This window comes from Kocuria sp. U4B (genome assembly GCF_054875615.1).
On the sequence record NZ_CM142180.1, the window covers coordinates 1,677,723 to 1,703,839 of the forward strand.

General features: G+C 73.7%; 21 protein-coding genes. 10 read left to right on the forward strand and 11 right to left on the reverse strand.

The genetic code is table 11. The annotated features are described in order from the left end of the window. The first annotated feature begins 100 nt into the window (after positions 1-100). Positions 101-295: a hypothetical protein gene (locus ACYSMR_RS08005; RefSeq protein ID WP_461747877.1), complete on the forward strand. Its 195-nt coding sequence runs from the start codon at positions 101-103 to the stop codon at positions 293-295. Positions 296-656: 361 nt separating this feature from the next. Here ACYSMR_RS08005 and ACYSMR_RS08010 read toward each other — a convergent pair whose 3' ends face one another. The 3 genes from ACYSMR_RS08010 to opgC all read right to left on the reverse strand — a co-directional run bounded on the left by ACYSMR_RS08010 (position 657) and on the right by opgC (position 3,736). After that, positions 657-1,091 (reverse strand): ATP-binding protein, encoded by a 435-nt coding sequence (locus tag ACYSMR_RS08010; protein ID WP_461747878.1) that lies wholly within the window; start codon positions 1,089-1,091, stop codon positions 657-659. After that, the gene (locus ACYSMR_RS08015) at positions 1,084-1,416 is read right to left on the reverse strand and encodes an STAS domain-containing protein (RefSeq protein ID WP_461748012.1); all 333 of its coding nucleotides are present in this window, start codon (positions 1,414-1,416) and stop codon (positions 1,084-1,086) included. Before ACYSMR_RS08015 ends, ACYSMR_RS08010 begins: the two co-directional genes overlap by 8 nt. Before the next feature lie 151 nt (positions 1,417-1,567). Continuing rightward, positions 1,568-3,736, reverse strand: a complete 2,169-nt coding sequence (opgC, locus tag ACYSMR_RS08020; protein WP_461747879.1) for an OpgC domain-containing protein — start codon at positions 3,734-3,736, stop codon at positions 1,568-1,570. A 486-nt stretch (positions 3,737-4,222) separates the two neighbouring features. On the opposite strand from opgC, the gene ACYSMR_RS08025 reads away from it, so the two are divergent. Together ACYSMR_RS08025 and ACYSMR_RS08030 are read left to right on the forward strand one after the other, a co-directional pair. Further along, on the forward strand, positions 4,223-6,175 hold the full coding sequence (locus tag ACYSMR_RS08025; RefSeq protein ID WP_251332766.1) for a glycosyltransferase: 1,953 nt from the start codon (positions 4,223-4,225) through the stop codon (positions 6,173-6,175). 19 nt (positions 6,176-6,194) lie between these two features. Further along, positions 6,195-7,289, forward strand: coding sequence for a glycoside hydrolase family 26 protein (locus ACYSMR_RS08030; protein ID WP_309125919.1), 1,095 nt, complete (start codon positions 6,195-6,197; stop codon positions 7,287-7,289). A 13-nt stretch (positions 7,290-7,302) separates the two neighbouring features. On the opposite strand, the gene ppc is transcribed toward ACYSMR_RS08030, so the two are convergent. Further along, positions 7,303-10,119: a phosphoenolpyruvate carboxylase gene (gene ppc / locus ACYSMR_RS08035; protein ID WP_461747880.1), complete on the reverse strand. Its 2,817-nt coding sequence runs from the start codon at positions 10,117-10,119 to the stop codon at positions 7,303-7,305. Positions 10,120-10,352: 233 nt separating this feature from the next. On the opposite strand from ppc, the gene ACYSMR_RS08040 reads away from it, so the two are divergent. Beyond that, positions 10,353-10,973 carry a hypothetical protein gene (locus ACYSMR_RS08040; protein WP_461747881.1) on the forward strand — a complete coding sequence of 207 codons (621 nt, stop codon included), beginning with the start codon at positions 10,353-10,355 and terminating at the stop codon, positions 10,971-10,973. A 21-nt stretch (positions 10,974-10,994) separates the two neighbouring features. Here ACYSMR_RS08040 and ACYSMR_RS08045 read toward each other — a convergent pair whose 3' ends face one another. After that, on the reverse strand, positions 10,995-11,498 hold the full coding sequence (locus tag ACYSMR_RS08045; protein ID WP_251332769.1) for a phosphoribosyltransferase: 504 nt from the start codon (positions 11,496-11,498) through the stop codon (positions 10,995-10,997). Between the two features lie 124 nt (positions 11,499-11,622). Between ACYSMR_RS08045 and ACYSMR_RS08050 the strand changes: the two genes are divergently transcribed. Together ACYSMR_RS08050 and ACYSMR_RS08055 are read left to right on the forward strand one after the other, a co-directional pair. Beyond that, positions 11,623-12,198 (forward strand): cysteine hydrolase family protein, encoded by a 576-nt coding sequence (locus ACYSMR_RS08050; protein WP_309125922.1) that lies wholly within the window; start codon positions 11,623-11,625, stop codon positions 12,196-12,198. A gap of 159 nt (positions 12,199-12,357) precedes the next feature. Next, positions 12,358-14,322: a hypothetical protein gene (locus tag ACYSMR_RS08055; RefSeq protein ID WP_461747882.1), complete on the forward strand. Its 1,965-nt coding sequence runs from the start codon at positions 12,358-12,360 to the stop codon at positions 14,320-14,322. Positions 14,323-14,548: 226 nt separating this feature from the next. Here ACYSMR_RS08055 and ACYSMR_RS08060 read toward each other — a convergent pair whose 3' ends face one another. From ACYSMR_RS08060 to ACYSMR_RS08075, 4 genes are all read right to left on the reverse strand, one after another. After that, positions 14,549-16,183, reverse strand: a complete 1,635-nt coding sequence (locus tag ACYSMR_RS08060; protein WP_461747883.1) for a peroxidase family protein — start codon at positions 16,181-16,183, stop codon at positions 14,549-14,551. A gap of 106 nt (positions 16,184-16,289) precedes the next feature. Beyond that, on the reverse strand, positions 16,290-16,778 hold the full coding sequence (lepB, locus tag ACYSMR_RS08065; protein ID WP_461747884.1) for a signal peptidase I: 489 nt from the start codon (positions 16,776-16,778) through the stop codon (positions 16,290-16,292). Beyond that, entirely contained in the window at positions 16,778-18,556 is a 1,779-nt protein-coding gene (locus tag ACYSMR_RS08070) for a multicopper oxidase family protein (protein ID WP_461747885.1), read from the reverse strand. Before ACYSMR_RS08070 ends, lepB begins: the two co-directional genes overlap by 1 nt. Positions 18,557-18,653: 97 nt before the next feature. Continuing rightward, on the reverse strand, positions 18,654-19,199 hold the full coding sequence (locus ACYSMR_RS08075; protein ID WP_461747886.1) for a hypothetical protein: 546 nt from the start codon (positions 19,197-19,199) through the stop codon (positions 18,654-18,656). A 198-nt stretch (positions 19,200-19,397) separates the two neighbouring features. On the opposite strand from ACYSMR_RS08075, the gene ACYSMR_RS08080 reads away from it, so the two are divergent. From ACYSMR_RS08080 to ACYSMR_RS08090, 3 genes are all read left to right on the forward strand, one after another. Further along, positions 19,398-20,351, forward strand: a complete 954-nt coding sequence (locus ACYSMR_RS08080) for an AfsR/SARP family transcriptional regulator (RefSeq protein WP_461747887.1) — start codon at positions 19,398-19,400, stop codon at positions 20,349-20,351. A 154-nt stretch (positions 20,352-20,505) separates the two neighbouring features. After that, positions 20,506-21,171 carry a response regulator gene (locus tag ACYSMR_RS08085; RefSeq protein ID WP_461747888.1) on the forward strand — a complete coding sequence of 222 codons (666 nt, stop codon included), beginning with the start codon at positions 20,506-20,508 and terminating at the stop codon, positions 21,169-21,171. After that, entirely contained in the window at positions 21,168-22,559 is a 1,392-nt protein-coding gene (locus ACYSMR_RS08090) for a sensor histidine kinase (RefSeq protein ID WP_251332778.1), read from the forward strand. The genes ACYSMR_RS08085 and ACYSMR_RS08090 overlap by 4 nt, the downstream gene beginning before the upstream one ends. 7 nt (positions 22,560-22,566) lie before the next feature. On the opposite strand, the gene ACYSMR_RS08095 is transcribed toward ACYSMR_RS08090, so the two are convergent. Both ACYSMR_RS08095 and ACYSMR_RS08100 read right to left on the reverse strand, forming a co-directional pair. Next, entirely contained in the window at positions 22,567-23,622 is a 1,056-nt protein-coding gene (locus ACYSMR_RS08095; RefSeq protein ID WP_309125234.1) for an LLM class flavin-dependent oxidoreductase, read from the reverse strand. Positions 23,623-23,702: 80 nt separating this feature from the next. Further along, complete coding sequence (locus ACYSMR_RS08100) at positions 23,703-24,407, reverse strand: hypothetical protein (protein WP_461747889.1); 705 nt, start codon at positions 24,405-24,407, stop codon at positions 23,703-23,705. 137 nt (positions 24,408-24,544) lie between these two features. Between ACYSMR_RS08100 and ACYSMR_RS08105 the strand changes: the two genes are divergently transcribed. Then, positions 24,545-26,107, forward strand: coding sequence for a nucleobase:cation symporter-2 family protein (locus ACYSMR_RS08105; protein WP_461747890.1), 1,563 nt, complete (start codon positions 24,545-24,547; stop codon positions 26,105-26,107). The last annotated feature ends 10 nt before the right edge of the window (positions 26,108-26,117 follow it).

The following is a 26,117-nucleotide window of genomic DNA, read 5'->3' on the forward strand; positions in this document are numbered from 1 at the left end:
CGGGCGCCCCGTCCGCCCCGGGGCACATCCCTCGCAGGCCGCGCCCCGCGGCTTCGCCGCCGGACTCGCCACGCAGCTGCCCGAGGTCCCCCGGGAGCACGTGGTCCGGATCGGCACCGGCGGAGCCGGCTCCGCGGTGGCCTCCGCCCTGCTCTCCTCAGGCGTGCGCACCCTGCACCTGTTCGACCTCGACCCCGCCCGCGCCGCCGAGCGCGCGGCGGCCCTGGCCGCGCTGCACCCCGACCGGCAGGTCACCGCCGCCGCCGCCGAGACCCTGCACGTCCAGCAGGGCTGAGCCGCGGCCGCGCGGAGGGGACCCGCGCGAGGACAGCGTCCCCGTGCTACCCCCTTGACGCCACGCAGCAGCCCCGGGGGCGGGACCACCCGCTTCCGACCAGGGCTTTCGTCGAGCCCTTCCGTCCGTGACCCCGGCGGGGCGCCGCCGGTCGGGTCGCGCTCCTGGAGCCACCTGCATCCGGACCCATGCGGTACGAGAGGTGAGCACCCCGATCACGGTCACCATGAACAGCACCGCGCTCCGCGAGCTGGAACGGCAGGTCCGGGCCGCGCCCGTCCCGGCCCGGGAGGGCCGCACCCGGCCGGCGGTCCCCGCCGGAGCGGTCACGAGCTGCACGACCGCCCGAGCCCCCGGACCGTCAGGACCGGTGGCCGGAGGAGTCCCGGCGCAGCACCCACACGTTGTCGTTCCCGTGGCGCTCGAAGACCACGGTGCTCACCAGCGCCTGGATCAGGGACAGGCCCCGGCCGGACTCCCCGTGCACCCCGGCGTCCGCGCCGGAGGTGAGGTCCACCTCGACCGGGGCGGCGTTGAGCTCGTAGACCCTGGCCTCCAGCCGGAAGGCTCCGGCGGTGAGCTCCACCTCGAGCTCCAGGGGCGCCTCCGCGGCGGGCACCGCGTGCGCGACGACGTTCGCGGCCGCTTCCACGACCGCCAGGGTGAACGCCATCCGGTCGGCCTCGGGCACGAAGTCCGCCTCCGCCCACATCCCGTCGAGGTCGTCGTGCACGGCCTCGACGGTCGCGGCGGTGGCGGGCCCTCGGCGGACCCGCCGCACCACGCTCTCAGGCACCGGCGAACGCCTGGTCCGGCGTGTCGTACGGGGTGAGCACCCGGTGCATGCCGGTGAGCTCCAGCACCATCCTCACCTGCGGGCCCACGCCGGCGATGCGCAGGTCCCCTCCTGCCGCCCGGGCGACCTTCAGGCAGCCGACCAGGGCCCCCAGCCCGGAGGAGTCCATGAACTCCACCCCGCCCAGGTCGACCACCACGCGGTTGGACCCGCCGTCCACCACCTCGGCCACGACCTCCCGCAGCCGGGGGGCCCCCACCATGTTCAACCGGCCCGTGCCGGTGATCAGGGCGTAGCCCGGCCTGTGCTCGACGGTGAACTGCATCGACATTCCTCTCCTGGACGGCGCCGCCCGCGCGGTCCGCGGCGACGGTCACCACGCGGGGCACGGGCCGATCGCACGTGTTGCGGGCGACACCGACCAGCGTACCGATCGCCGCGTCCGATCGGCCGACCGGCGCGGGCCGGGCCGCGCCTCAGCGGGGGATGATCCCGAACAGGAACCTCTTCTTCACCATGACCCACAGCAGGCCCAGGACCACGACGTAGGCGGCGGTGTTGAGCCACAGGTTGCCCTGCTGCAGCGCGGGGACGTTGGTGACGGCCAGGATGACGAACACGTGGACGACGAAGACGTAGAGGGTGGCCTGGCCCAGGGGGATGAGGAACCAGCCCAGGGCGCGGTGGAGGGGCCGCCAGCAGACGCTGAGCAGGGTGTACGCGGCGACCACGACCAGCAGCACGTTCAGCAGCCGACCGACGCCCAGGTAGGTGCGCCCGAAGAAGCGGTCGTAGACCGCGCGGAAGGACGTCTCCGGGAGCAGCGTCAGGCGCACGTCGTAGGCGTTGGTGAGGTAGGGGCTGGACCAGGAGAACAGGGCGAGGGCGGCTGCCAGCACCAGGCAGGCCACCAGCAGCACCCGCCGCGACGGGGCGGCGAACCACGCGACGATCTGCCGGCGGTAGTAGCCGCCGACCATGCCCAGCACGAACAGCACCTGCCACACCAGCAGCGGGAAGGAGTCCTCGAACTGGGACGGCAGGAGGCGGATCCGCAGGAGGGATCCCCCGGCGTAGAGCGCCAGGCTGACCCCGAGGACCGCCCACGCCCGGCCACGGGCCAGGGCGGTCAGCACCAGGGGGCTGAGCAGCAGCAGGATCACGTACAGGCCCATGATGTTGAACTGCCACGGTCCGATCTGCAGGAGGAACACCGCCGGGATCGCGTGCGCCGAGACGGGGTACGCGACCAGGCCCTCCATCCCGGCGTAGAGGTCGTAGACGGCGCCGGCCGCACCGGCGCCGGCGGCACCGGTGCCCTGGTCGGTGAAGGTCGTGACGGCCGTGGCGTCGAGGAACGGCAGCCGGCTCAGCGCGAAGACGAGCAGCACCACGACCAGGGCGGTGACGTAGAGCTTCCGGGCCCGTGAGGTCGTGCGGTCCAGGACCTCCCCCAGCTCGTCCCGCGCCCGGGGCCCGTACACCAGGCCCAGGACGGCCCCGGACAGCAGCACGAACAGCTCCGCCCCCGAGACCACCCCGACGGTCTCCTGGGTGAGCAGCTGGAACAGCGAGGCGAGGCCGACGTGGTTGACGACGACGAAGACGATGGCCACCCCGCGCAGCATGTCGATCCGGGCGTCGCGCGGCGACGGGTCCGTGTAGGCCCACCCCGTGACGGGACGCCGGGAGAACAGCAGGCTCAGGAGCACGACTGCGGTCAGGACCGCCACCGCGCTCGCCCAGGCGGCCGGGCCCTCCAGCACGGTCCCTGCCGCGGCGGAGCCGCCGCCGTGCAGCACGGTCCGCTCGGGGTCGGCGGTGATCCGCCAGTCCACGGTCGCGGCCCCCTCGCCGCGCTGCTCGACGGTCTCGTTCCACACCACGGCCGCGATCCGGTCGTAGTCCCCGCCGGATGCCGCCGCGAGGACCTGGTCCCACCAGCCGCTCTTGATCTCCCGCTCCGGTGCACCCTCCGCACCGGGGCTGTAGAAGGCGGACGTCTCGACCATCAGAGGTTTGTCGCGGCCGGCCGCGTAGGCGGCGTAGAAGTCCTCTCCGGCGGGCGGGCCGGTGGCGCGGGCCGGGCCCAGCTGCGCCTCGAAGGCCCCGGGGGCTGCGACGGTGTTGCGGACCGGCCCGTCGCCGGTGTCGTCGTGGTAGGCGGACAGCCCCACCCAGTCCACGACGTCGTCACCGGGGTAGTAGGGGCGGTAGGCGTCGTCGTCCTGGTTCCACACCCCGTTGCCGTCGGTGTCCAGCGCGCCCAGATCCCCGCCCGACGGCGGGACGGTCGAGGCGGCACGGAAGGGGTAGTCACCGCCCACGGTGGGCGACCACACCATCACGGGGTCGCCCAGCTCGGCGTCCATCGCCTTCGCCACGGCGCGGAAGGCGTCGCGGTACGCCTCGGGCTGCTGCCCCCAGGGCACCCAGGAGACGTTCATCTGCGGGACGAACCGGACGAACACGGTGCCCTCGTACCCCTCGGCGACGTCCGCCACCTGCGCGGCCAGGACCGCGGCCCGGGCGTCGTCCACCTTCTCCAGGAACACCTCGGGCCGGACGGTGAGCAGCGCGTGCGCCCCCTGGCCGGCGACCTGCACGAAGAAGTCCCGGAGGTAGCCCTGCTCCTGGTCGCTCATCGGCAGCTGGACCGGGCGGCCGTAGACGGCGGCCGGGGCGCCCGACCGTTCCGCGTGAGCGGCGGCCGAGTCCGTGGCCCAGTCCAGCAGCGCCCCGAGGTACGGCCCCCCCCCCGGACGGGCTCGAGCCGGCGGGCGCGTCGTCCGCCGCCCGCGCCGAGGTGGCCGGGAGGACCAGCGCGGCCAGCGCCAGCAGGACGACGGCGAGCAGCGCAGCACGCACGGATCGGTGGGCGATGGAGTTCACGGTGTTCCTCCGCGCTGGGGGGGGGTGACGGGGGCAGGACCCATTGTGCCGCCCCGGGGCCCGGGCACGACGCCACGGCGCGGCCGGGCAGGACAGGATCCCGCAGGGCGGGTCGCTGACGGACGAGCGAGCACGGTGGCGCCGTCGGTGACTGCACCGCGCCGCGGCGTCCCCTAGTCTGGTGTCTCGGTCCCGCGGCGCGGTCGTCGCCCCGGGTCCCCGACGAGGGAGGACTGGCTTTGCACCGCTTCTGGATTCGCCTGTTGGTGGTTCTGACCGTTGTGCTGGGCGTCAACTACGTGGCGTGGCGGTGGCTGGAGTCGCTGAACTGGTCCGCGTGGTGGATCGCCGTGCCGCTGGTGCTGGCCGAGACCTACAGCCTGATCGACGTGACGCTGTTCGGCCTGACCATGTGGCGGTTGAAGGAGCGCACTCCACCGCCGGCGCCGCCGGGGATGACGGTGGACGTGTTCATCACCACCTACAACGAGCCGCTGGAGATGGTGCTCGAGACCGCCCGCGCCGCGCAGGCGATCCGGTACCCGCACAATACGTGGATCCTCGACGACGGCGCCCGGGCGGAGCTGCGCGAGCAGGCCCGGCGGGAGGGCATCGGCTACCTCACCCGCAGCGCCGACTGGGCGGACCGGCCCCGCCACGCCAAGGCCGGCAACCTCAACAACGCCCTGATGATGACCCAGGGCGAGTTCCTGCTGATCCTCGACGCCGACCAGGTCCCCAAGCCCGAGATCCTCGACCGGACCCTGGGCTACTTCAACAACCGCAAGGTCGCCCTGGTCCAGACCCCGCAGTGGTTCGTCAACGTGCCCGAGAGCGACCCGCTGGGCAGCCAGGCCCCGCTGTTCTACGGCCCGCTCCAGCAGGGCAAGGACGGCTGGAACGCGGCCTTCTTCTGCGGCTCCAACGCGATCCTGCGCCGGGAGGCGCTGATGCAGCTGGGCCTGGTCGGCTACGTGGACGAGGTCGAGCGCAACATCCGCCGGGCGCTGAAGGGCTCGCGCTCGGCCGTGCGCAAGGCGCGCAAGTCCGGCCAGGCGGCCGATCCCGTGGTGGCCCGGCTGCTGGACGAGGTCGAGCGGGTGACCCACCAGGCGGAGGTCGACCTCAAGCGCGGCCGGTCGCTGAGCGAGATCACCTACGAGGTCCGGCGCACCGTGGACTCCGCCGTCCAGGAACTGGTCGCCGCGGACTTCTCCGCCCTGCAGGCGGACCTGGCGGAGATCGCGGCCATGGGCCTCGACGCCGGCCACGGCCCGCTCGCCCCCGACGAGGTGGACGAGGCCGTGGCCCGCCTCTCCGGCCGGGAGTGGTCCCCGCTGGGGGCCCTGGAGTCGGTCCAGGCCGTCCTCGACGCGATCTCCGTGGAGCGCGGCAACGAGGCCCAGCCGATCATGCCGCTGGCGACGATCTCGGTGACCGAGGACATGGCCACCTCCATGCGCATGCACGCCATGGGCTGGAAGAGCGTGTACCACCACGAGATCCTGGCCATCGGCCTGGCCCCGGAGGACCTCAAGACCATGCTCACCCAGCGCCTGCGCTGGGCCCAGGGCACGATCCAGGTGCTGCTGCGGGAGAACCCGCTGACCAAGCGCGGCATGAAGTGGACCCAGCGCCTGATGTACTTCGCCACGATGTGGAGCTACCTGGCCGGCTTCGCGGCCGTGGTCTACATCGCCGCGCCCATCATCTACCTCGTGCTGGGGGTCCTGCCGGTCGCCAGCCTGAGCACCGAGTTCTTCATCCGGTTCATCCCCTTCATGGTCATCAACCAGGTCCTGTTCGCGGTCGCCGGGCGCGGGGCGAAGACCTGGCGCGGGCAGCAGTACAGCCTCGCGCTGTTCCCGACCTGGATCAAGGCCTGCACCACGGCCGCGCGCAACGTGTGGTTCGGCCGGCCCCTGGGCTTCGCCGTCACCCCGAAGGTGAAGGAGGGCACCAGCCGCGACTGGCACCTGATCCGCCCCCAGCTGATCGCCATGGGACTGCTGACCGGCGCTCTCGTGGTGGGCCTCGTGCGCCTGGCCGTGGGGCTCAACGAGCCCGTCGGCACCCTGGTGAACGTGGCCTGGGTGGTGTACGACCTGGTCGTCTTCAGCGTGCTGATCCAGGCCGTGCGCTACGACGGCTACGCCCCGGAGGAGAAGACGACCGACCCGGTGCCGAGCTGACGGGCGCGAGGACGTCCCCGTGGCCCGCCGGACCGGCTCGCGCACGACCCCGGACCACCGCAGCCGCGCGGCCCCGGGCACGGGGCGCAGCGGCGACCGGAGCGCCGCCCGCCCCTCCCGCCGCGCCGTGCTGGCCGGGGCCGGAGCACTGACGCTGGCGGCCTGCACCGAGCGGAGCACCATGCGCAACACCATCGAGTCCATCCCCCCGCACCACCGCATCCGGCCGCTGGAGCACGGGGTGTTCCTCCCCGGCGGTCCGCAGGAGGGCCCGGCCTACGCCGCGCTGACCGGTTCCGCCCCGCGGTGGATGCTCCTGTTCCGCGACTGGACCCACGAGACCCCGCCGCTGGGGGTCCTCGACGCCGTGCTGGCCCAGGGCGCCACCCCCGTGCTCACCTGGGAGCCCTGGTACGCCCCCTCCGGCGGCGCCGGGTCCGCCGGAGGGGCCCGGCAGCCGCCCTTCGCCCTCGACCGGCTGCTCGCGGGCGACCACGAATACCGGATCCGCACCTGGGCGGAGGCCCTGGCCGGGTGGGGCCGGGACGTCGTGCTGCGCTTCGCGCACGAGATGAACGGCGACTGGTACCCCTGGGGCGCCGGGGTGCAGGCCAACACGGCCGAGCAGTACGTCCGGGCGTGGCGGCACGTCCACGACCGCTTCGCCGCGGCCGGCGCCGACAACGTCCGCTGGTGCTGGGCCCCCAACGTCCCGGCGCCCACGGGGGAGGGTCCCGGCGGGACCGGGCTGGCGGACTTCTTCCCGGGCCCTGACGTGGTCGACCTCCTCGGGATCGACGGCTACAACTGGGGCTCCGCCACGCCGCCCCTGGCCTGGACCGGCCCGCAGGACCTCTTCGGTCCCGGCCTCGAGGAGCTCCGCGCCCTCCGGAGCGGCCTGCCGGTCCTCGTGACGGAGACCGCCTCGGCCGAGGGGACCCGGGACGGGGAGTCGAAGGCCGGGTGGATCGCCCAGCTCTTCGACTTCCTCGACCGGCAGGGGGACGTGCGCGCCGTCGTCTGGTTCCAGGAGGACAAGGAGCGCGACTGGAGGGTCGACTCCTCCCCCGCCGCCCTGGCCGCCTACCGCCAGGCCCTGACCGGCACGCGCTGACTCCCCGCCCTGTTCACCCGGTGTTGCGCAGCCCGGCGGACACCCCGTTGATCGTGATCAGCAGCGCCCGCTGCAGCCCCTCGTCCGGCTCCTCCCCGGCCTGCCGGATGCGGCGCAGCAGCTCCACCTGCAGGTAGGAGATCGGGTCGAGGTACTGGTCGCGGACCACGAGCGTCTGCTTGAGCGTGGGGTTGCCGCCCAGCGGCTCCTCCTCCCCGGTGAGCCGGGCCAGCTCGGCGCAGGTGAGCTCGAACTCCTCGCGGACGGCGTCGAAGACGTGGCGCAGCCGCTCGGGCACGAGCGCCCGGACGTAGTGCGCGGCGATCTCGAGGTCCGTCTTCGCCACGGTCATCTCCACGTTGGAGACCACGGAGCGGAAGAAGTGCCAGCGCTCCAGCATGGCGCGCAGGTCCTCCTCCATCCCCGCCTCGCGCGCGGCCCGCAGCCCCGAGCCCACGCCGAACCAGCCCGGGACGATCTGCCGGGACTGGGTCCACCCGAAGACCCACGGGATGGCCCGCAGCCCCTCGATCCCCGTGTCCGACGACGGGCGCTTGGCCGGGCGGGAGCCGATGTTCAGGGCCCCGAGCTGCTCCACGGGGGTCGCGGCCACGAAGTACTCGGGCAGGTCGGGGTCCTCCACGAGGCCGCGGTAGGCGGCGAAGGCGGCGTCGCTGACGGCGTCCATCACCTCGCCCCACCGGTCCAGCTCCTCCTCCGTGGAGCGCGGGTCCTGGTGCAGGGCGGTCGCGCGCAGCACCGCGGCCAGGGACAGCTCGAGGTTCTCGCGGGCCAGCGCGGGCAGGGAGTACTTGTCGCTGATCACCTCGCCCTGCTCCGTGAACCGGATCTCCCCGGCCAGGACGCCGCTGGGCTGGGCGAGGATCGCGTCGTGGGTGGGCCCGCCGCCGCGGCCCACGGAGCCGCCGCGGCCGTGGAACAGGCGCAGCCGGACCCCGTGGCGGGCGGCGACGTCGCGCAGCCGGCGCTCCGTGCGGTGGATCTCCCACCGGCTGGTCATCACCCCCGACTCCTTGTTGGAGTCGGAGTAGCCGAGCATGACCTCCTGGAGGTCCCCGCGCGCCCGCACCACCTGACGGTAGGCGGGGTCGGAGAGCAGCTCGTCGATCACCTCGGCGGAGCGGCGCAGCTCGTGCACCGTCTCGAGCAGGGGCGCGAAGCCGATGGTGGCGCGGGCGCGCTCGCCGGTGAGGTCCACGAGCCCGGCCTCGCGGGCCAGCACCACGGGGGCCAGGATGTCGTCCGCCCCGCGGGTCATGGACACGATGTAGGTCTCCACGACCTCCTCGCCGTAGATCGCCTGTGCGCGGGCGATCTCCCGGAAGACGGCGAACGTGCGGTCGGCGTCGCCGTCCAGCTGCACGGCCCCGGTGGCGAGCCCGGGAGGGGCGAGCGGTCGGCGCCCGGCCAGCTCCCCCGAGAGCACCCGTGAGCGCCCGGCCCGGTCGAGCTCCGCGTACGGCCGGTCCAGCTCCCCGAGCCGGTCGAGGAGCTGGCCCACGGCCTCGTGGTGGGCGTCGGCGTGCTCGCGCACGTCCAGCGTGGCCAGGGCCAGGCCGAACCCGGCGATGGTGCGGGTGGCGGCCGCGAGGGACCCTCCGGCGGCGAGCTCCCCCGCGTGCCGGCGCAGGGAGCGTGCCACCACGTCGAGGTCCTCGAGCAGCTCGGCCGTGGTGCGGTAGTCCCGGCCCGGCTCGTGGGCGGTCTCCTCGGCGAACCGGCGGCGGGTGTTGAGCAGCTTGGCCTTGATGCACGTGAGTTTCAGCCGGTACGGCTCCTGCGTGTTGAGCTCCAGCACCCGCGGGTCCAGGCCGGGCAGGTGCGCCACGTCCTCCGCCAGGGACGCCAGCAGCTCGGGCTCCACGTCGACGATCGCGGTGGAGGAGGACAGCCGGGACACCAGCACGTCGAGGAAGCCCAGGGCGACGTCGACGGCGGCCTGCCCCTGCAGCTGCAGCACCCGGCGGGTGATCTCCGGGGTGACGTTGGGGTTGCCGTCGCGGTCCCCGCCGATCCAGGAGCCGAAACGCAGCGGCGGGATCCCCGCCGGCAGCGCCACGTCGTGCTGTCCGAGCAGGTCCTCGAGGTCGGCGAGCAGCACGGGCATGGTCTCGGTGAGCACCTCCCGCAGGTAGTAGAGGGCGTTGCGGGCCTCGTCCAGCGGGGTCGGGCGGTTCTGGCGCAGCTCGTCCGTCTGCCACAGGAGCTCGATGAGCTCCGCGAGGCGCCGGTCCTGGCGGCGGCGGGCCGCGGAGCCCTCGGGCGGGCTCTGCGCCAGGAGGTCGGAGAGGTGGCGGATCTTGGTCAGCACCGACCGGCGGGAGGCCTCGGTGGGGTGGGCGGTGAACACCGGGCGCACGTCGAGGCGGTCGACGGCCGCCCGCAGCGTCCCGGGCCCGGCCTCCCGGACGACGTCGGCGACGGCGGCGGCGAGCCACCCGTCCTCCTCGGGGCGCTGCTCGAGCAGGCGCACCCGGTGCACCTGCTCGGCCGCGTTGGCGAGGTGGAAGTAGTGGGCGAAGGCCCGCACCAGGTCGGTGGCCTGCTCCAGCGGCAGCGACCCGAGCAGCTCGCGCACGCGGCGGGCGGCGTCGTCTCCCGGGGAGGCCTTCGCCTCCTTGGTGAGCAGGCGGACCTGCTCCACCAGCTCGAGCAGCTCCGGGCCGCGCTGGCGCACCAGGGTCTCGCCCAGCAGGGTGCTGATCCGCCGGACGTCCGCGCGCAGCGGCGCGTCGATGACGTGCGCGTCGGCGACCTGGGCGTCGGTCCGGTCCTCGGTGGGGGCGGCGGTGCGGTGGTGCTGGGTCATGGTCGACGGCTCCTGCCTGGACGGTCGGCGGCGTTCCCGCGCACGACCGTCGGCCGGTCGCGCCGTCGGTGCCTTGCGCCACAGACTACCCCGGTGCCGCGGCGCCGCACGGATCCGTCCCCACTGTGGCGCGCACCGGGGAGCACACCGGGAAAACCCGTGCCGCCCGGGCGCCGGGGCGGTAGGTTCGGCGGTGAGCAGCACCGTCCGCCCCGCTCCAGGAGGCACCCGCCATGACCCAGAACCCCGACGGCGCTCCGGACCCCGGCTTCCAGGGCCCCGGCGCCCCGCGGCCGCCCGGCGGCGGGCAGCCGCCGCTCCACCCCGGCGGTCCACCGCCCCAGCACCCCGGCGGGCAGCGGCCCTATCACCCCGGGGGCGGACGGCCCCCGCAGTGGAGCGGCCCGGGCGGGCCGACGGTCCCGCCGCGGCCGCCGATGACCGGCCCGCTGCGGCTGCTGCTGAAGCTGACCCTCGTGTCCTTCGCGGTGGGCGTGCTCAACAGCGTCGTGGAGACCCTCGCGGGGCCCACGCTCCCGGGCACGGAGGGCATGGGCCCGGCGGTGGGGACGCCGGGGGGCGGGCTGGTCGCCATCGCCCTGGTGATGGGGCTGGTGCTGACCGCCGGGCTCTACGCGCTGGTGTACTTCCCGCTGCGCGACCAGCGGCAGTGGGGCTGGGTCCTGGGCCTCGTGTTCTGCTCGCTGGCCGTCCTCGGCGACGCGTTCAGCCTGGTGCTGCAGCTCGTGGGCGGGCACCTGCTGCCAGGCCTGACCACGCTCGTGCTCGTGGGGGTCAACGTCGCGTGGCTCGCGGTCGCGAGCAGGCCCGGGGTCCGGGCGGCGCTGCGCTGAGCGGGCCCCGGGGACGGAGCGCTAGGACCCCGCCGTGATGGGCGGAGCGGCGGACCAGGGGAAGACGATCCACTCGTCGGTGGCCTTCCACACGTAGTCCGGCTCGATGACGGAGCGGGGCTTGCTGTAGATCACCGCGGAGCGCGCCTCGGCGCCGAAGCCGCGCAGCAGCTCGAGGACGAGCGCGAGGGTGCGCCCGGAGTCGGCGACGTCGTCGACGACGAGCAGCTTCTGCCCGGTGATGGACTCGGTGTCGAGCATCGGGGCCAGCAGCACCGGGTCGGGCAGGGTCTGGTGCACGTCGGTGTAGAACTCCACGTTGATCGCGTCGGAGAGCTTGACCCCCATCGCGTAGGAGAGGGCCCCCGCCGGCAGGAGGCCGCCGCGGGCCACCGCGATGATGATGTCCGGGACGAAGCCGCTGTCCACGACGCTCCGGGCGAGCTCCTGGGTCGCCTCGCCGAAGCGCTCCCAGGTCAGGATCTCCTTGCCCTCGAGCTCGAGGGCATCCGCGTGATAAGCCATGCGCCTCAGGCTACCCGAGCCGCGGGGGTGCCCCTGCCGGTGGAGGATTGCACCCCGAAGCAGTAAGTTTGCTGATCGGATCCTCCGCGGCCTCCTGTGCCGCGACCGAACAGAGAGGGGCACCATGCGCGAGCACCGCGCCGAGGGCCGCACGGCCCTGCTGGTCATCGACATGCAGAACTCCTACTTCGACTTCCCCGAGCTCGAGGAGCAGCGGGAGTCCGTGACGGAGAAGGTCAACGAGCTGATCCGCTGCGCCCGCGGCGCCGGCTGCCCGATCCTGCTGATCCGCACCCAGCACGAGCGGGACCGCTCCACCTGGACGGTCAACATGCAGGACGACGACCAGGGCTTCGCCTACCCCGGCACGGAGCAGGCCGAGTACGTCGCCGGCCTCGACACCGAGGACGGGGTGGGCCTCGTCAAGACGCGCGACAGCGCGTTCTTCGACACGGACCTCGCGGCGCGGCTGCGCAATCTCGGCGTGAGTCACCTCGTGCTGTGCGGGATCTCGACGCACAGCTGCGTGGCCCAGACCGCGATCGACGCGTTCGCCCACAACTTCCGCGCCGCCGTGGCCCGGGACGCGGTCGCCTCCGAGAACCCGGACCTCTCCCGGGCGCTGCTCGCCTTCCTCGAGGACGAGATGCGCCAGGACGTCCTGCACCAGGCCGACGCCCTGGCCCGGCTGGAGGGCTGAGCCCCGCAGCGCCCCCCGGCCCGATGTGACGCGGTGCGTCGTACCGGTGCGCCCCGTGCCCGCCGCCCGCGACGCGGCGGGCACGGGTGCCACAGGGTTTTCTCAAGTGTGCTTTCGCATATTCACGCTGTCAGCACCATCGCTTCTTGAGGAGACATCATGAGCACCTCCACCGGTCCCCGCGGGCTGCGGCGGGATCCACCACGGCGTTCTCGCGGTCGCCGCACGATCGCCGCGTCCGTCGCCCTCCTGCTCGGCGCCACCGGAGTCAGTGCGTCGATCGCCGCCACCGAGGTCACCCAGCGCAACCCGGGCGGCCTGACCGCCGTGGGGCCCGTGAACACCGACCACGGGTACCCCGCCTGGTACGAGGACCGCACCAAGACCCGGACCGAGCTGTGCCTGGACGCCGACAACCCGCTGTGCGGCTTCCTGCCCGGAGACGTCCCCGATCCGGCGAAGCCCATCTCCTTCCCGGGCAACTTCCCCGGGGAGGCGTTCTACATGCTGGCCGGGTCCGAGCTGGAGCTGCCCGGCGGGGGCCGGGCGGTGCTCGTCCTGGCCCTGGAGGCCGCCTTCGCCAACGAGAACCCGGTCCCCGGGGACCAGGTCGTCTTCGCCCGTCAGCGCATCACCGTCAGGGACGCCCCGCCCAACACCACCCTGACGTTCACGCATCCCTACGGCACGATGACCATCGACACCGACGCCGAGGGCGCGGGCAAGCTGGTGGAGGACGTCTCGCCGGCCATCGGGAACTTCCAGACGCCCCTGAAGGGCGATGTCGGTCCGTTCCTGAAGTGGGACAGCGGCGCCCCCGAGGGCTACCTCGGCAACCCGGACGTGGAGCACACCATCACGGGCAGCCCGTTCGGCACCAACTTCTTCTCGGTGAGCGGTGGCGGCCTGGACGTCAGGAACGACCTGTTCTCCGTGATGGGCAAGATCTCGACCAACACCGGGGTGCAGGCCGACCGGGCGGTCGTCAACGGGGAGTACATCGACGTCTTCGCCACCAGCCGCGGGGACCAGCTCGAGGTGGCCGGCCAGGACGGCGTGTTCGAGACCACCCCCATGGAGAAGGAGGACGGGGACTCGGAGCGCGCCTACGCCCGCATCAAGTTCACCGGGACCGCACCGGCGAGCGTGACGGTCCGGAACCTCGGCGACAAACCGGTCAGCAGCAGCCAGGTCGCCGTCACCGACGTCTCGGTCGCCACGGCCGCCACCTACGACGGCACCGCACTGACCGTGGAGGCGACGTCGTCCTCCGGGGTCGCCCCGACGGTCGCCGGCTTCGGGAAGCTGGCCGCAACGGGCACCGCGAACGTCTTCAAGGCCTCGTTCAACACCGTGGCCCCGCCGGTGGAGGTCACGGTCTCCACCTCGGAGACGAGCAAGGCCACGGTGCCCGTCGGTGTGACCGGCGGCGCGGCCAGCCCGGTCGGCGAGGACCCGATCGAGCCGCAGCCGGACCCGGGCCCCGTCACCGAGGGCACGACCCCGGACAACCCGGGCACCGGTGACCCCGCCCCGGTGGAGCAGCCGGCGGCGACCGCGGCCGTGGCGGCCCTGCCGGGCTCGGTGGCCCGCGGCATCCCCACGGAGCTGGACGGCTCCGGTTCGGTGAACGCGACCGCGTACGAGTGGTCGCAGGTGAGCGGACCCACCGTGACGTTCAGCAGCAAGACCGCGGCCAAGCCCAAGGTCACCGTGCCGTTCTTCACCACGGCCGGCGCCACGGCACCGAAGGACGCCGACGCGGACCCGGTGCTCCAGCTGGTGGTCACGAACGCCGCCGGGGTGAGGAGCGCACCGGCGACGGTCACCTTGAAGAGTGACGACGAGGTGGCCGTCGCGGCGGTCTCCCGGCACCGGGTCGGCAAGGAGCTGCGCCTCACGGGCACGGCGCTCGTGCCCGGCGCCCCGGCCCTGCTGAACCCCGCCTCGCAGGTCAACATCTACAACACCACCTCGGGCACCCCGGTGAGGATCGCCTCCGTGCCGGTGGACTCCCTGGGCAACTGGGAGTACCGGGCCAAGCCGGGGCCCGGCCAGCGCATCGCCAGCGTGCAGGTGCAGTCCACGCGCGGCGGGGAGGCCAGGGGGGTGGTCGCCGGATAAGAACAGCACAGGCAACTCCTTCTCCCCGGCCGGCCCGCGCTCCAGTTCCTCGGAGCGCGGGCCGGCGCCTGTGCGCGCCCGGTCGGCAGGATGCCGCCGTGGGCGGACGGCCTGCGCCGCCGGGCGCGCCCGGCGCCCGGGACCGCCGTGGCGGCGCCCGGGCTCCCCACGAGGAGGCCCCCGGACCTCGAGGGTCCGGGGGCCGCGGAGCGCGCGCTCGGGGCGCTCAGTCCGTCTCCTCGACGTGCTCGTCCTCCGGGTGCTCGTCCTCGGGCAGCTCCTCCCGCTCCGGGTCCTCGTCCTCGTTGCCGGTGGGCATGTTCTCGAGCGCCCCGGCCATCCGGAGGAAGTCGCCGCAGGCGAAGGGGGTGGCTCCCGGCGTCCACGGGGTGGCCGCGTTGAGGAACGACGAGCGGTCCAGGGAGAGGATTCCCAGGATCACCTCCGCGACGATCCGCCCGCCCACGGGGCCCAGCGTCCGCCCGCCCAGCAGCTCCGCCTCCTTCAGCACGTAGAACCACAGCGGGGCCCGGCCGTTCCAGCCGGGCTCGGTCAGCCCGAGCCGGTCGTTCGAGATGGGCGCCACGCCCATGGCCCGGGCGACGTCCTGCCCGGCCGGCAGGCCGAGCCGCTTGCCGCGCAGCAGGTTGCGCTGGGCCAGGTTGAGGATGGCGCCGTCGACGTGCTGGACCACGGTGGGCGGGAGCTCGGCCAGGGGCAGCGCCAGCTTGGTGTCGATGAGCCGGGTCAGGTTGCGGTCGTCCGGTGCGCTGACGCCGGGGAGGTCGAAGAAGTAGTTCCAGTCCGCCCGGGCGGCGGCCGGTATCGGCCGGGAGCCCCGGAGGTCGTTCGACGGCGAGCCGAAGAACGGGATCGTGACCTCGTCGTTCATCTCGTACTCGGCGCGGACCATGCTGTGCCCGAACCGGTAGGCGCCCACGGAGTACTCGACGGGCATCATGGGGCGGGCGGGATTGCCCGGCTTGTAGAACCGGCGGTCCACGGCCACCGGGCCCTTCCCGCCGGCCCCGAGCATGCTCCGCACCAGGGGCCGGCCCACGATCCGGGGCAGGAAGTCGTGGACGATCAGCCACTGGAAGTGCCAGCGGGTCAGGCGCTGCGCCTCCTGGAACGACGCCCCGGAGTCCACGAACCTGTTGTGCGCCTGGAGGAAGGCCAGGTGGAACTGGGCGATGATCAGGTTCTCGTCGTTGCGGTGGTCGCCGATGACCGCGGTCCCGTCCGCACGGCGTGGCAGGTCCGGCAGGCCGTCCGGGGTCCGTCCGATGCGCATCCTCCGCGGGTCCGCCGGGTCGTAGAGCTGGGGGTCGGCCGCCGGTCCCCGGCCGTACACGGAGCCGAGGTCGAAGAAGGGGGTGTCGAAGTTCGTGAGCCCCTTCGGGTCGAGCTCCTGCGCGGGCAGCGGCGTCCGGTCGAGGGTCATGTCGTGGTCGATGAACTGCCCCAGGTAGGCGAAGCCGGCCGGGATGTCGGGGTTGTCGAAGCCGTCGTTGCTCAGCGAGACGTCCTCCAGGGGCGGCGTCCGGTCGATCATCCGCTGGGCGAGGCCCACCAGGAGCGCGTCGTCGGGCGAGAAGGCGGGTAGCTTCGGGAACATCACCCCGAAGCGGCCCTCGGCCTTCCGGCCGACCGTGACCGCGATCCCGGATCCCCGCAGCTCGCCCGCGCCGTGCCCCGTTCCCCGGGACAGGACACCGGGCGCGGCGGCCGGGGCCGGCCGGCGCGGGGCGGCCTGGGCGCCCGTGGCGCCCACCACGGGCAGGGCGGCGAGTCCTGCGGCGAGCCCGGCGAGGGCGCCGCGGCGCGAGACGCCGGGGCGCGACGGGGACGAGGATTCCATGGTGCTTCCTTCCGGAACGGCCCGGTCTGGCGGGCGCGGAGTTTGCTCCAGTGAATCCAGGGGTTCTTGGAAAAGTCTTGGATCCCGGACGGGCCGGGGCCGGCGGTCACGAGCTGCGGGGCAGCAGGACCGTCGCCTCGACGGCGGCGACGGGCACGCTGCCGTAGTCGCGGGAGTCCACGGACGGGGACCGGTTGTCCCCCAGGACGAAGACGTGGGCCGGGGGGACCGTGACGGGCCCGAACCAGGTGGCGTCGATCCGGCTGTGGTCCACGAACGGCTCGGGGACCGGGTCGCCGTCGACGACCAGGACGGAGTCCTCGATGGCCACGGTCTGCCCCTCGGCGGCCACGACCCGCTTCACGGTGGTGTGGCCGTCCTCGGGGCCGGCGAAGACCACCAGGGACCCCGGCTCCGCCCGCCGGTCCGGGGAGCCGGCCTTCAGCAGGAGCACCACGCCGCCCTCCGGCAGGGTGGGCTCCATGCTGTCGGAGCCGACGACGAGGGGCTCGACCAGCCACAGCCGGCAGCCGAGGACCGCCACCGCGCCCAGCAGCACCGCGGCGGCCGTCCTGCGGCGGACCGGTGCGCCCATCACCTGCCGCCCGGTTTTCCTCCGGGGGTCTTGCGGACCTTGGTCGGCGTGGGCGTGGGCGTGGGCGTGGGCGTCGGCGTGGGCGTCGCCGTGGCGGAGCGCGACGGGCTCGGAGCCGGCGAGGCGGACAGGGACGAGGACGGCGTGGGGCTGGGGCCGACCACCGGCGCGGAGCCGTCGTCCCACTTCGCGGGCGCGGCCGTCATCGGGTCGTCGGGGTCCGGGTCATTCTCCTTGAGGCCCACCCGGAACTGGACCATCATGTCGTGGTCCTCGTGGGAGAGGTTGTGGCAGTGGATCATGTACCGGCCCTTGTGGGGCCCGAACTTCATGAGCAGCCGCACCGTCTCCCCCTCCCCCACGTAGACGACGTCCTTGGGGCCGCGCTCGTAGTTGAACGGGGACCGGCCGTTGCGGCTGAGGATCTGGAAGTCGACGAGGTGGATGTGGAGCGGGTGGTACCACCCGCCGGAGTTGTTCTCGAACTCCCAGATCTCGACGGCGTTCACGTCCACCTCGGCCGCGACCTTCTTGTAGCCGCTGGCGACGACCTCCTGCCAGGTGACGTCGTTGACCGTCCACATCCCGTTGGTGCGGTCGAGCTCGAACCGCCGGGTCCGCGTGGACTGGCCGGCCGTCAGGGCCATCACCTCGTTGTGCGTGCTCAGCTGCGCCGGGATCCGGTTCCAGGTGGGATCGGAGGTGTCCACGGGCTCGTCGACGACGTCGAAGGCCATGATCTGGTGGGTGTAGTCGTAGTCCACGTTGTTGTCGTTGGAGAGGTTGCGCAGCTCGACCCGCTGCCCGGTCCGGTACTTGCGGAAGTCGATGAGCAGCTCGTAGCGCTCCGCGCCGGCGTGGCGGTAGTTGTTCACGAACTGCGTCGTGGGCACCAGCCCGCCGTCCGTGCCGACGACCGCGATCGGGTCTCCCGTGCTCAGGGTGGGGCGCAGGGACCGGGAGATGCAGGCGTTGAGCACCCGGAACCGGTAGACGCGCTTCTGCACCTTCATGACCGGCCACGGCCGCCCGTTCACAAGGATGACGTCCCCCCACAGCCCGGAGTGGCTGTTGTCGTCGTAGCCGAGGGAGCCGTCCTCCGCGAACATCGCGTCCGAGATCGTGACGGCCACGTCGAAGCGGCCCTGCGGCAGGAGCGCCCGCTCCAGGGGATCGTGCATGTGGTACTGCGCCGCCAGGCCGGAGTAGGCGTTGAGCGCCGTGTAGTGGACGCCGTGGTCGTGGTACCAGAGGGTCCGTGCCGGCTGGAAGTTCGGGTAGTGGTAGTCCTTGTAGAACCCGGGGTTCGTGACGTCGTTGGCGTAGCCGTCGTACTGCGGCAGGGACGCGGACCCGTGCAGGTGCGTCGAGGTGGACAGGACGTGCCCGTCCAGCGGGTGCGTGGCGGGCAGCTGGTTGCGCACGCGGAGCACCGCCTTGGTTCCCTGGTCGAGGCTGATGGTGGGCCCGGGGAAGATCCCGTCGTAGCCCAGGATCGGCGTGGTCAGCCCCGCCCGGGGCAGGATCTGGGCCCGCGCCGCCCGCTCGGTGACCACGTAGTGGTGCACGGGCAGCCCGTCCACGGGGTCGACCGTCCGGGCGCGGGGCTGCAGCACGGGCGGCTCGACGAACGGCGTCCGGAAGGGCCGGGGCATGTCGGCGTCGCGCAGGGCGCTGGCGGACTTGGCCTCCACGGACCGGGTGGGCACCGCGAGCGCTCCGGCGCCCACGGCCCCCAGGCCGCCGAGCAGCAGGACGTTCCTTCGCGAGACGGTCATGGGTGTTCTCCTTCGAGCTGGTTGTACGACGTCGGGCCGGGTTCCCGCGGCACCCGGTGGAGCAGCGCGGCGGTCACGGCCGGCCGCGTCGAGGAGGTCATCGCGGACCGCCGCCGTGGTGGTGGTCCGCCCCGAGCGACAGGCGCGCGCGCTCCGGGCCCTCGAGGGTCAGCTCGAGCGCCCGGTCGGGGACCTCGAAGAGGAGCTCGGCCTGCAGGACCTCGCCCTGGCCGATCGACCGCTCCTGGACGGACGCCCGCACGGCCTCGGACTCGCCCCCGCCGAGACGGTCCACCGTCCAGTCCGCGGCGTCGAAGTCGACGCCCTCGGCCTCGAGGGCGGTGAGCTCCAGCAGCACCCGCACCCGGTGGGTGCCGCCCTCGGCGGGCTCGTCCTGCGCGGCCGGGCCGCCCCCGTCCTCCACGGGGAGGACGCCGTTGATCCGCGCGAGTCCCCCGGGCACCGGGGCCACCGCACCCAGCGGGGCGCTCGGCGCCTCGTCCTGCCCCAGCACGGCGACGCCGAGGATCCCGGTGAGTCCGAGCAGGAAGGCCGCCGGGACCAGCCAGCGCCGGCGGGCCGCCCTCGGGGGGCGGTCCGGGTCGGCGGAGCCTGCGTCCGGGAGCACGGTGGAAGTGGTCATGCCAGCACGATGGGGAGCGGACCTTGGAGAAAAGTTGGCACCCGGAGGACGAATGTCCAGGTCCGCGCCGGCGGGGAAACAGAGCGTCATCCGCCCTTCCGCACCCCCCATTTTGGGGAGGCTCCCACCCCCCATCCGGGGCTGACCCCATCCTTCCCCCGGCTCCAGACTGGTATTCACTTTCGGGAAGGGGGAACCGTGACCACGACAGGTGACGACAGAAGAGCCGGGGGGCGCCAGGTGCGGCTGTCGGTGCGCGTGCTGGGACCGCTGGAGGTGCGCCGGGGGGACCGCACCCTGACGGCCCAGGAGCTCGGCGGACCCAAGCAGCGGCAGATCCTGGAGATCCTGCTGCTGCAGCTGGGCACGCCCGTGTCCAAGGACCGGCTCGTCGAGCTGCTCTGGGGGGACCGGCCGCCGGCGGCGGCGCTGCAGAACCTCGAGAGCTACGTCAGCGTCCTGCGCCGCGGCCTCCAGCCAGGCGCGGGCCGGAGCGGGCCCCTGCGGACCGCCAACGGCGGATACGTCATGGACGGCGCCGTGGTGGACCTGGACCTCCACCGGTTCGAGCTCGCCGTGGAGCGAGCCCGCCGCAGCCGCGCAGAGGCGGCGTATCGGCTGTGGTGCGCGGCGCTCGAGCTGGCGTCGGGGCCGTTGCTGGAGAACGAGCTGCGCTGCGAGTGGGCGGAGCACCAGCGCGAGCTGCACGGCGCCCGCGTGGTCGAGGCCCGCGTGTCGGCCGCCGAGACCGCCCTCGAGCTGGGGCTCCACCGCGAGGCCGTGGAGCACGCACGGGCCGCGCTCGCCGGGGACCGGCTGCTCGAGCGTGCGTGGGCGGTGCTGGTGCTGGGCCTCGAGGGGCTCGGGCGCCCGGTCGAGGGCCTCCAGGCCTACGAACGCTGCCGCCGGGTCCTCGACCAGGAGCTCGGCTGCGCCCCGTCGGCCGCACTGCAGGCGGCCCACACCCGGATGCTGCACGCCACCGCGTCGACCGGCAGCGAGCTGGGGCAGGTCCTGTCCGCCCTGCTGGTGCTCCACGGCCAGGCCGGCGCCCCGGACGGGCTGCCCGGCGACCCGGTGCCGCTCGCCCGCCACGAGGCCGCCACGGTCCTCCAGGCCTTCCTGGGGCGCACCCTGAGCCCGGCCGCCTAGGGCCGGATCCATGAGACGGTGCACGCGAGGTCGGCCGGGGGCGCAACCGGCTGCCGACCGCGGAAGTGGCCACACCTTCCCGCTTGGTCACCCGGGTTTGCGGTCGCCATACTACTGGTACGTAGTACGGGGGTTGCCGGGGGGCGAGTCTGGAATGACCGATGGAACGGAGGGGGTGCGTGATGCGCGCACCTCGATACTGGTGGTCGACGACCACACGACGTTCGCGGAGCTGCTGACCGGCGCGCTGCGGCGGGAGCCCGATCTGCGCAGCGTCGGGGTGGCCCACGACGTGGAGTCGAGCGTGCGGCTGTGCGCGGCGCTGCGGCCCGACGTGGTCGTCATGGACTACCACCTCTCCGGGGGCAACGGCGTGGCGGCCTCCGCCCGGATCCTCGCGGACCGGCCGGGAACCCGCGTCGTCATGCTGACCGGCGACCCGGCCCAGCACGTCCTGGAGGCCGCGGCGAGCACCGGGATCTGTGCCTTCCTGCCGAAGGACGGGTCGCTCGCCACCCTGCTCGAGACCGTCCGCAGCGCGCGGTGCGGCACGATGGCCGTCCACCCGTCGCTGCTCGCGGCGGCGGTCCCGGACCGCCACCGGGGCGCGACCGCGCCGGCGCTGACCCAGCGCGAGATGGAGGTCCTGCGGCTGATGGCGCAGGGGCACAGCGTGGGGACGAACGCACGGCTGCTGAGCATCACCCCGAACACGTGCCGGGGCTACGTCAAGGCCATCCTCGCCAAGCTGGGCGCGCACTCCCAGCTCGAGGCGGTCGCGGCGGCGTCGCGCCTCGGCCTGCTGGCGGACCACCGGTGAGGCACCTCCTCCCCCGCGCGGAGCGCACCGTTCCGGAGGCCGCGACCCTCGCCCTGGACCCGCCGGACCCTTCGGCACGGACCGTCACCGGGCGGTCCGAGGTGCACGCCGCCGTGCGCAGGTTCCTGCTCGCGGGGCTGGTGGTGGTGCTCCTCGCCGCGGTGCCCGCGACGTGGTGGATCCGGGCCGTCGCCGAGCAGCACGCCGTGGAGCACGTCCTGCGCGTGACGCAGCGGCTCGCCAACCACGCCGTCGCACCCCTCATCACCGAGGACCTCCTGGCGGGCGGGTCGGCCGCCACGGCGCAGCTGGACGTCCGGATGCGTCCCTGGCTGGAGGACGGGACCATCCGCCGCATCAAGATCTGGGACGACGACGGCACGATCGTCTACTCCGACGAGCACGAGCTCATCGGGCAGAACTTCGGCCCGACGTCGTGGGACGACGGACTGGTCGCCCGCGGCGAGGGGGTCGCGACCATCGAGCACCAGCAGGACGCGGAGAACTCCCACGAGGCCGGCGCCGGGCGGCTGGTGGAGGTCTACGTCGGGTTCGTCCCCGACGCCGGGCAGCAGCTCGTGCTCGAGGTCTACTACGACGACTCGATCGTGCGGGAGGAGCAGCGCTCCGTGCTCATGAGCCTGGCTCCCGCCTTCCTCCTGACCCTGGTGCTGTTCCAGCTGGCCCAGCTCGCACCGGCCGTGGGCCTCGCCCGGCGGATCCAGGACCACCGCTCCGCACGCGCGCGCCTGCTCCAGCACGCCGTGGACGCGGCCGAGCTGGAGCGGGTGCGGGTCGCCCGGGACCTGCACGACGACGTGATCCAGGACCTGGCCGGCCTGTCCTACTCCCTGGAGGCCCAGGAGATGACCGCGGACGACCCGGAGCAGCGCCGGGCCCTGGTCCGGTCCCGCACGATCCTGCAGGGCAGCCTGCGCACCCTGCGCGGAATCACCACCGCCCTGTACTCCCCGGACCTGCTGACCCTCGGGCTGCCGAAGGCCCTGGCCCGGCTCGCGGACCCGCTGGCCCGGCGGGGGATCGACACGTCCGTGCGGATCAGCCCGGCGGTCCTCCTGACGCCGGAGCAGGAGGGGATGTTCCTGAAGGTGGCCCGGGAGGCTCTCGCCAACATCTCGAAGCACGCCCACGCGTCCACGGTGACCCTGCACCTGGAGGTGGAGCACGGCGCCACGGTGATGTCCATCAGCGACGACGGCACCGGCTTCGACGACTCCCGGGGCTCGCCGGAGGGCCACCTCGGGCTGCGGATCATGCGGGACGTCGCCGACGCCGCGGGGGCCGCGCTCGAGATCAGGTCACGGCCCGGGACCGGCACCACGGTGCTCGCGGTCCTGCCCCCGGGCGCCGTCACCGTGCGCCCCTGAGCCGCTCCTACCGGGCGGCGCCGTCGGCCGTGCCGTCGGCGAGCATGTCCTCGACGTAGCGGCGCACCTCGGTGCCGAACAGCTCGATGCTGCGCGTCATCCGGGCGTGGTCCAGGGTGCCCACCGCGTACTTGAGGTCGAAGCGGGAGGCGCCCAGCGCCGTCGAGGACCGCACGATCTTGCGCGCGACGGTCTCGGGCGAGCCCACGAAGTAGGCGCCCTCGGGCCCGCACATCGCGTCGAACTCGCCCCGGGTGAGCGGGCCCCAGCCCCGCTCCTTCCCGATCCTGGCGTGCGTGTAGGCCTGGTGCGGGAAGAACTCCTCGCGGGCCTGCTCGTCGGTCCGCGCCACGTAGCCCGGGGAGTGGAACGCCACCGGCTGCGGCTCCCGGCCGAAGTGCGCGAGGGCCTCCCGGTAGTAGTCGGCGAAGGGCTGGAAGGCGGCCGGGCGCCCGCCGATGATCGCGAAGATCACGGGCAGCCCGTAGTGGGCGGCGCGGACCACGGAGTTCGGGGACCCGCCCACGGCGATCCACGTGCGCAGCGCCCCGGACTCGGTCTTGGGGAAGACCTCCAGGCCCTCGAGGGGCGCGCGCAGCCGGCCGGACCAGGTGATCTCGCCCTCGGTGCGCAGCCGGTCGAACAGCTGGAGCTTCTCCTCGAACAGCGCCTCGTACTCGTCCAGGGGGTAGCCGAAGAGGGGGAAGGACTCGGTGAAGGAGCCGCGCCCCAGGATGACGTCCGCGCGCCCGTGCGAGAGCGCGTCGACCGTGGCGAAGCGCTGGTAGACGCGCACGGGATCGTCGGAGCTCAGCACCGTGACCGCCGAGCCCAGCCGGATCCGCTCCGTGACCGTGGCGATGCCGGCCAGCACGGTCTCCGGCGAGGAGACCGCGAAGTCCTCGCGGTGGTGCTCCCCGACGCCGAAGAAGTCCAGGCCGACCTGGTCGGCCAGCACCGCCTCCGCGACGACGTTGCGGATCACCTGGGCCCCGCTGAGCATCCGCCCGTCGGGACCGGGGTAAATGTCCCCGAAGGTGTTGAGGCCGAGCTGGAGGGTCATGGGAGCTCCTGGTCGCAGTTTTGTGGACGTGTCCCTATAAGCGCTCCGCGGCTGCGGTTATTCCGGGGCGGCTCCCCCGCTCAGCGCGTGAGCCACTCCCACGCCGTGTGCTTCTCCGGGCCGGGCACGCCGCTGACGATCCAGGCGATGTCGTCCGTGGAGAGCGGGAAGGGCGCCCGGCCGTCCTGCTCCGGCCCCGGGTCGAGCTCGTCCCCGTGGTCCAGGCTCCACAGCTCGGCGAACACCTGCGTGGGCCCGCGGCGGGCGAGGAGGCGGTCCCGGACCTCGTCGGCGAGCTCGTCCAGGTGGTCCTGGAGGAACCCGGAGACCTCCGCGGCGAAGCCGGCAGGGTCCTCCTCGGCCTCCTGCGGGTCGATCTCCCACGTCCGCCGCACGACCGCGAGCGCCTCGTCGTCCTCCAGGGGGGCGCCGTCCCGGCGGGGATCGGGGACCTCGGCCGGCACCGGCTCCCCGGCGGCGACGGCCCGGAACCGGTCCCGGAGGGCGAGCAGCGCCGCCACGGCGAGCAGGTCCTGCGCCCGCCGGCCCGGACCCGCGGCGGCGCCGGACCCGGCGTCGTCGTCCGGTTCCGGGCCGGGCGCCGGCTCCCGCAGGAGGTCCTCCCAGGCGTGGCGCACCCACGCCCAGGTGCGGCCGGGGTCCGCGGACCGGATCGAGGACGGCCGCCAGCCCGCGGTCGCGGCGCGCCACCGGGCGTCCAGGGCGGGGTCCCCGAGGGCGGCGTCGGACGGGCTGGGGCGGTCGGCGGGGGCGTGGCTGAACACGGGCTGCTCCTGGGTGGGGCGGGACGGGTGCGGGACCGGGGCCGGGCTCCGGCGCAGGCCCGGCGCACGACGGGCGAGGGGGCCGGTCCGGCGGGCTACCATTCTCCCAGACCCCGCCCCCGTCCCGAGGATGCCCCATGCCCTTCGCCGTCCGCGCCCCGGAATCCGCGCCCACCGCACCCCGCCCCGAGGACGAGCGGCTGCCCCTGGGACGCACCGCCGTCCACGCCGTGCAGCACGTCCTGACCATGTACGGCGGCCTCGTCGCCGTGCCGCTCGTCGTGGCCGGCGCCGCGGGCTACGGCCCCCAGGAGACCGCGCTGCTCGTGGCCGCGGCCCTGTTCGTGGGCGGCTTCGCCACGTTCGTCCAGGCCTGGGGGCTGCCGCGCATCGGTTCGCAGCTGCCGCTGGTGCAGGGCGTGTCCTTCACCGGCATCGCCACCATGCTCTCCGTGCTGGCCTCCGACGGCGGGATGCCCTCCGTCATGGGCTCGATCATGGTGGCCTCCCTGATCGGCTTCCTGGCCGTGCCCTTCTTCGCCAAGGTCCTGCGCTTCTTCCCGCCGGTGGTCACCGGGACGATCATCACGACCATCGGCATCACCCTGGTCCCGGTCGCCGCCGGCTGGGCCATGGGCGGCGACGCCGGGGCGCCCGACCACGGCTCCCCGGCCAACATCGCCCTGGCCGGGTTCACCCTCCTGCTGGTGCTGGTGCTGTCCCGGTTCGGCGGGCCCGCGGTCTCCCGCCTGGCCATCCTGCTGGCCGTCCTGGGCGGCACCGTGGTGGCGTGGCTGCTGGGGGTCGCCGACTTCTCGGCCGTGGGGGAGGGCGCGTGGTTCGCCCTGCCCTCCGTCCTCCACTTCGGCGCCCCGGCCTTCCAGCTCGCCGCGGTCGTGGCCATGACCATCGTGATCTTCGTCAACATGGCCGAGACCACCGCGGACATCATGGCCCTGGGCGAGATCACCGGATCGCGGGTGGACGCCCGGCGCATCGCCGACGGCCTGCGGGCGGACATGCTCTCCTCGGCGGTGGCCCCCGTCTTCAACTCCTTCACCCAGACCGCGTTCGTGCAGAACGTGGGCCTGGTGGCCATCACCAAGGTGCGGTCGCGGTACGTGGTGGCCCTGGGCGGGGCGTTCATGGTGGTGCTGGGCATGCTGCCCGTGCTGGGGCAGGTCATCGCCGCCATCCCCCTGCCGGTCATGGGCGGGGCCGGCGTCGTGCTCTTCGGCACGGTGATGTCCTCGGGGATCCGCACCCTGGCCCGCGTGGACTACCGCGGCGGGGCGAACCTGGTCGTCGTCGCGGTGGCCCTGTCCTTCGGCATGGTGCCCATCGTGGTGCCCGCGTTCTACGCGCAGTTCCCGGACTGGGTGGAGGTCATCTTCTCCTCCGGCATCTCCTCGGCGGCCGTCATGGCGCTGGTGCTCAACCTGCTGTTCAACGAGCTCGGCGGACGCCGCCGGACGGAGGCCATGGGCATGGGCGCCGTGGGCCTGCGGGTGCTGAGCCCCCGGGAGTTCGCCGCGCTGCAGGACGGGGACACCTTCGTGGACGGACGGCTCGTGGACGCCCACGGCCGCGAGGTCCCGCACGCCACGAGCCAGGAGCAGTACGAGGCGCTGCGGGCCCGCATCGAGTCGGGCGAGCTGTCCAGCGTGGAGCAGGTCCGGGAGGCCTGCCGGCAGGACTGACCACGGCGGA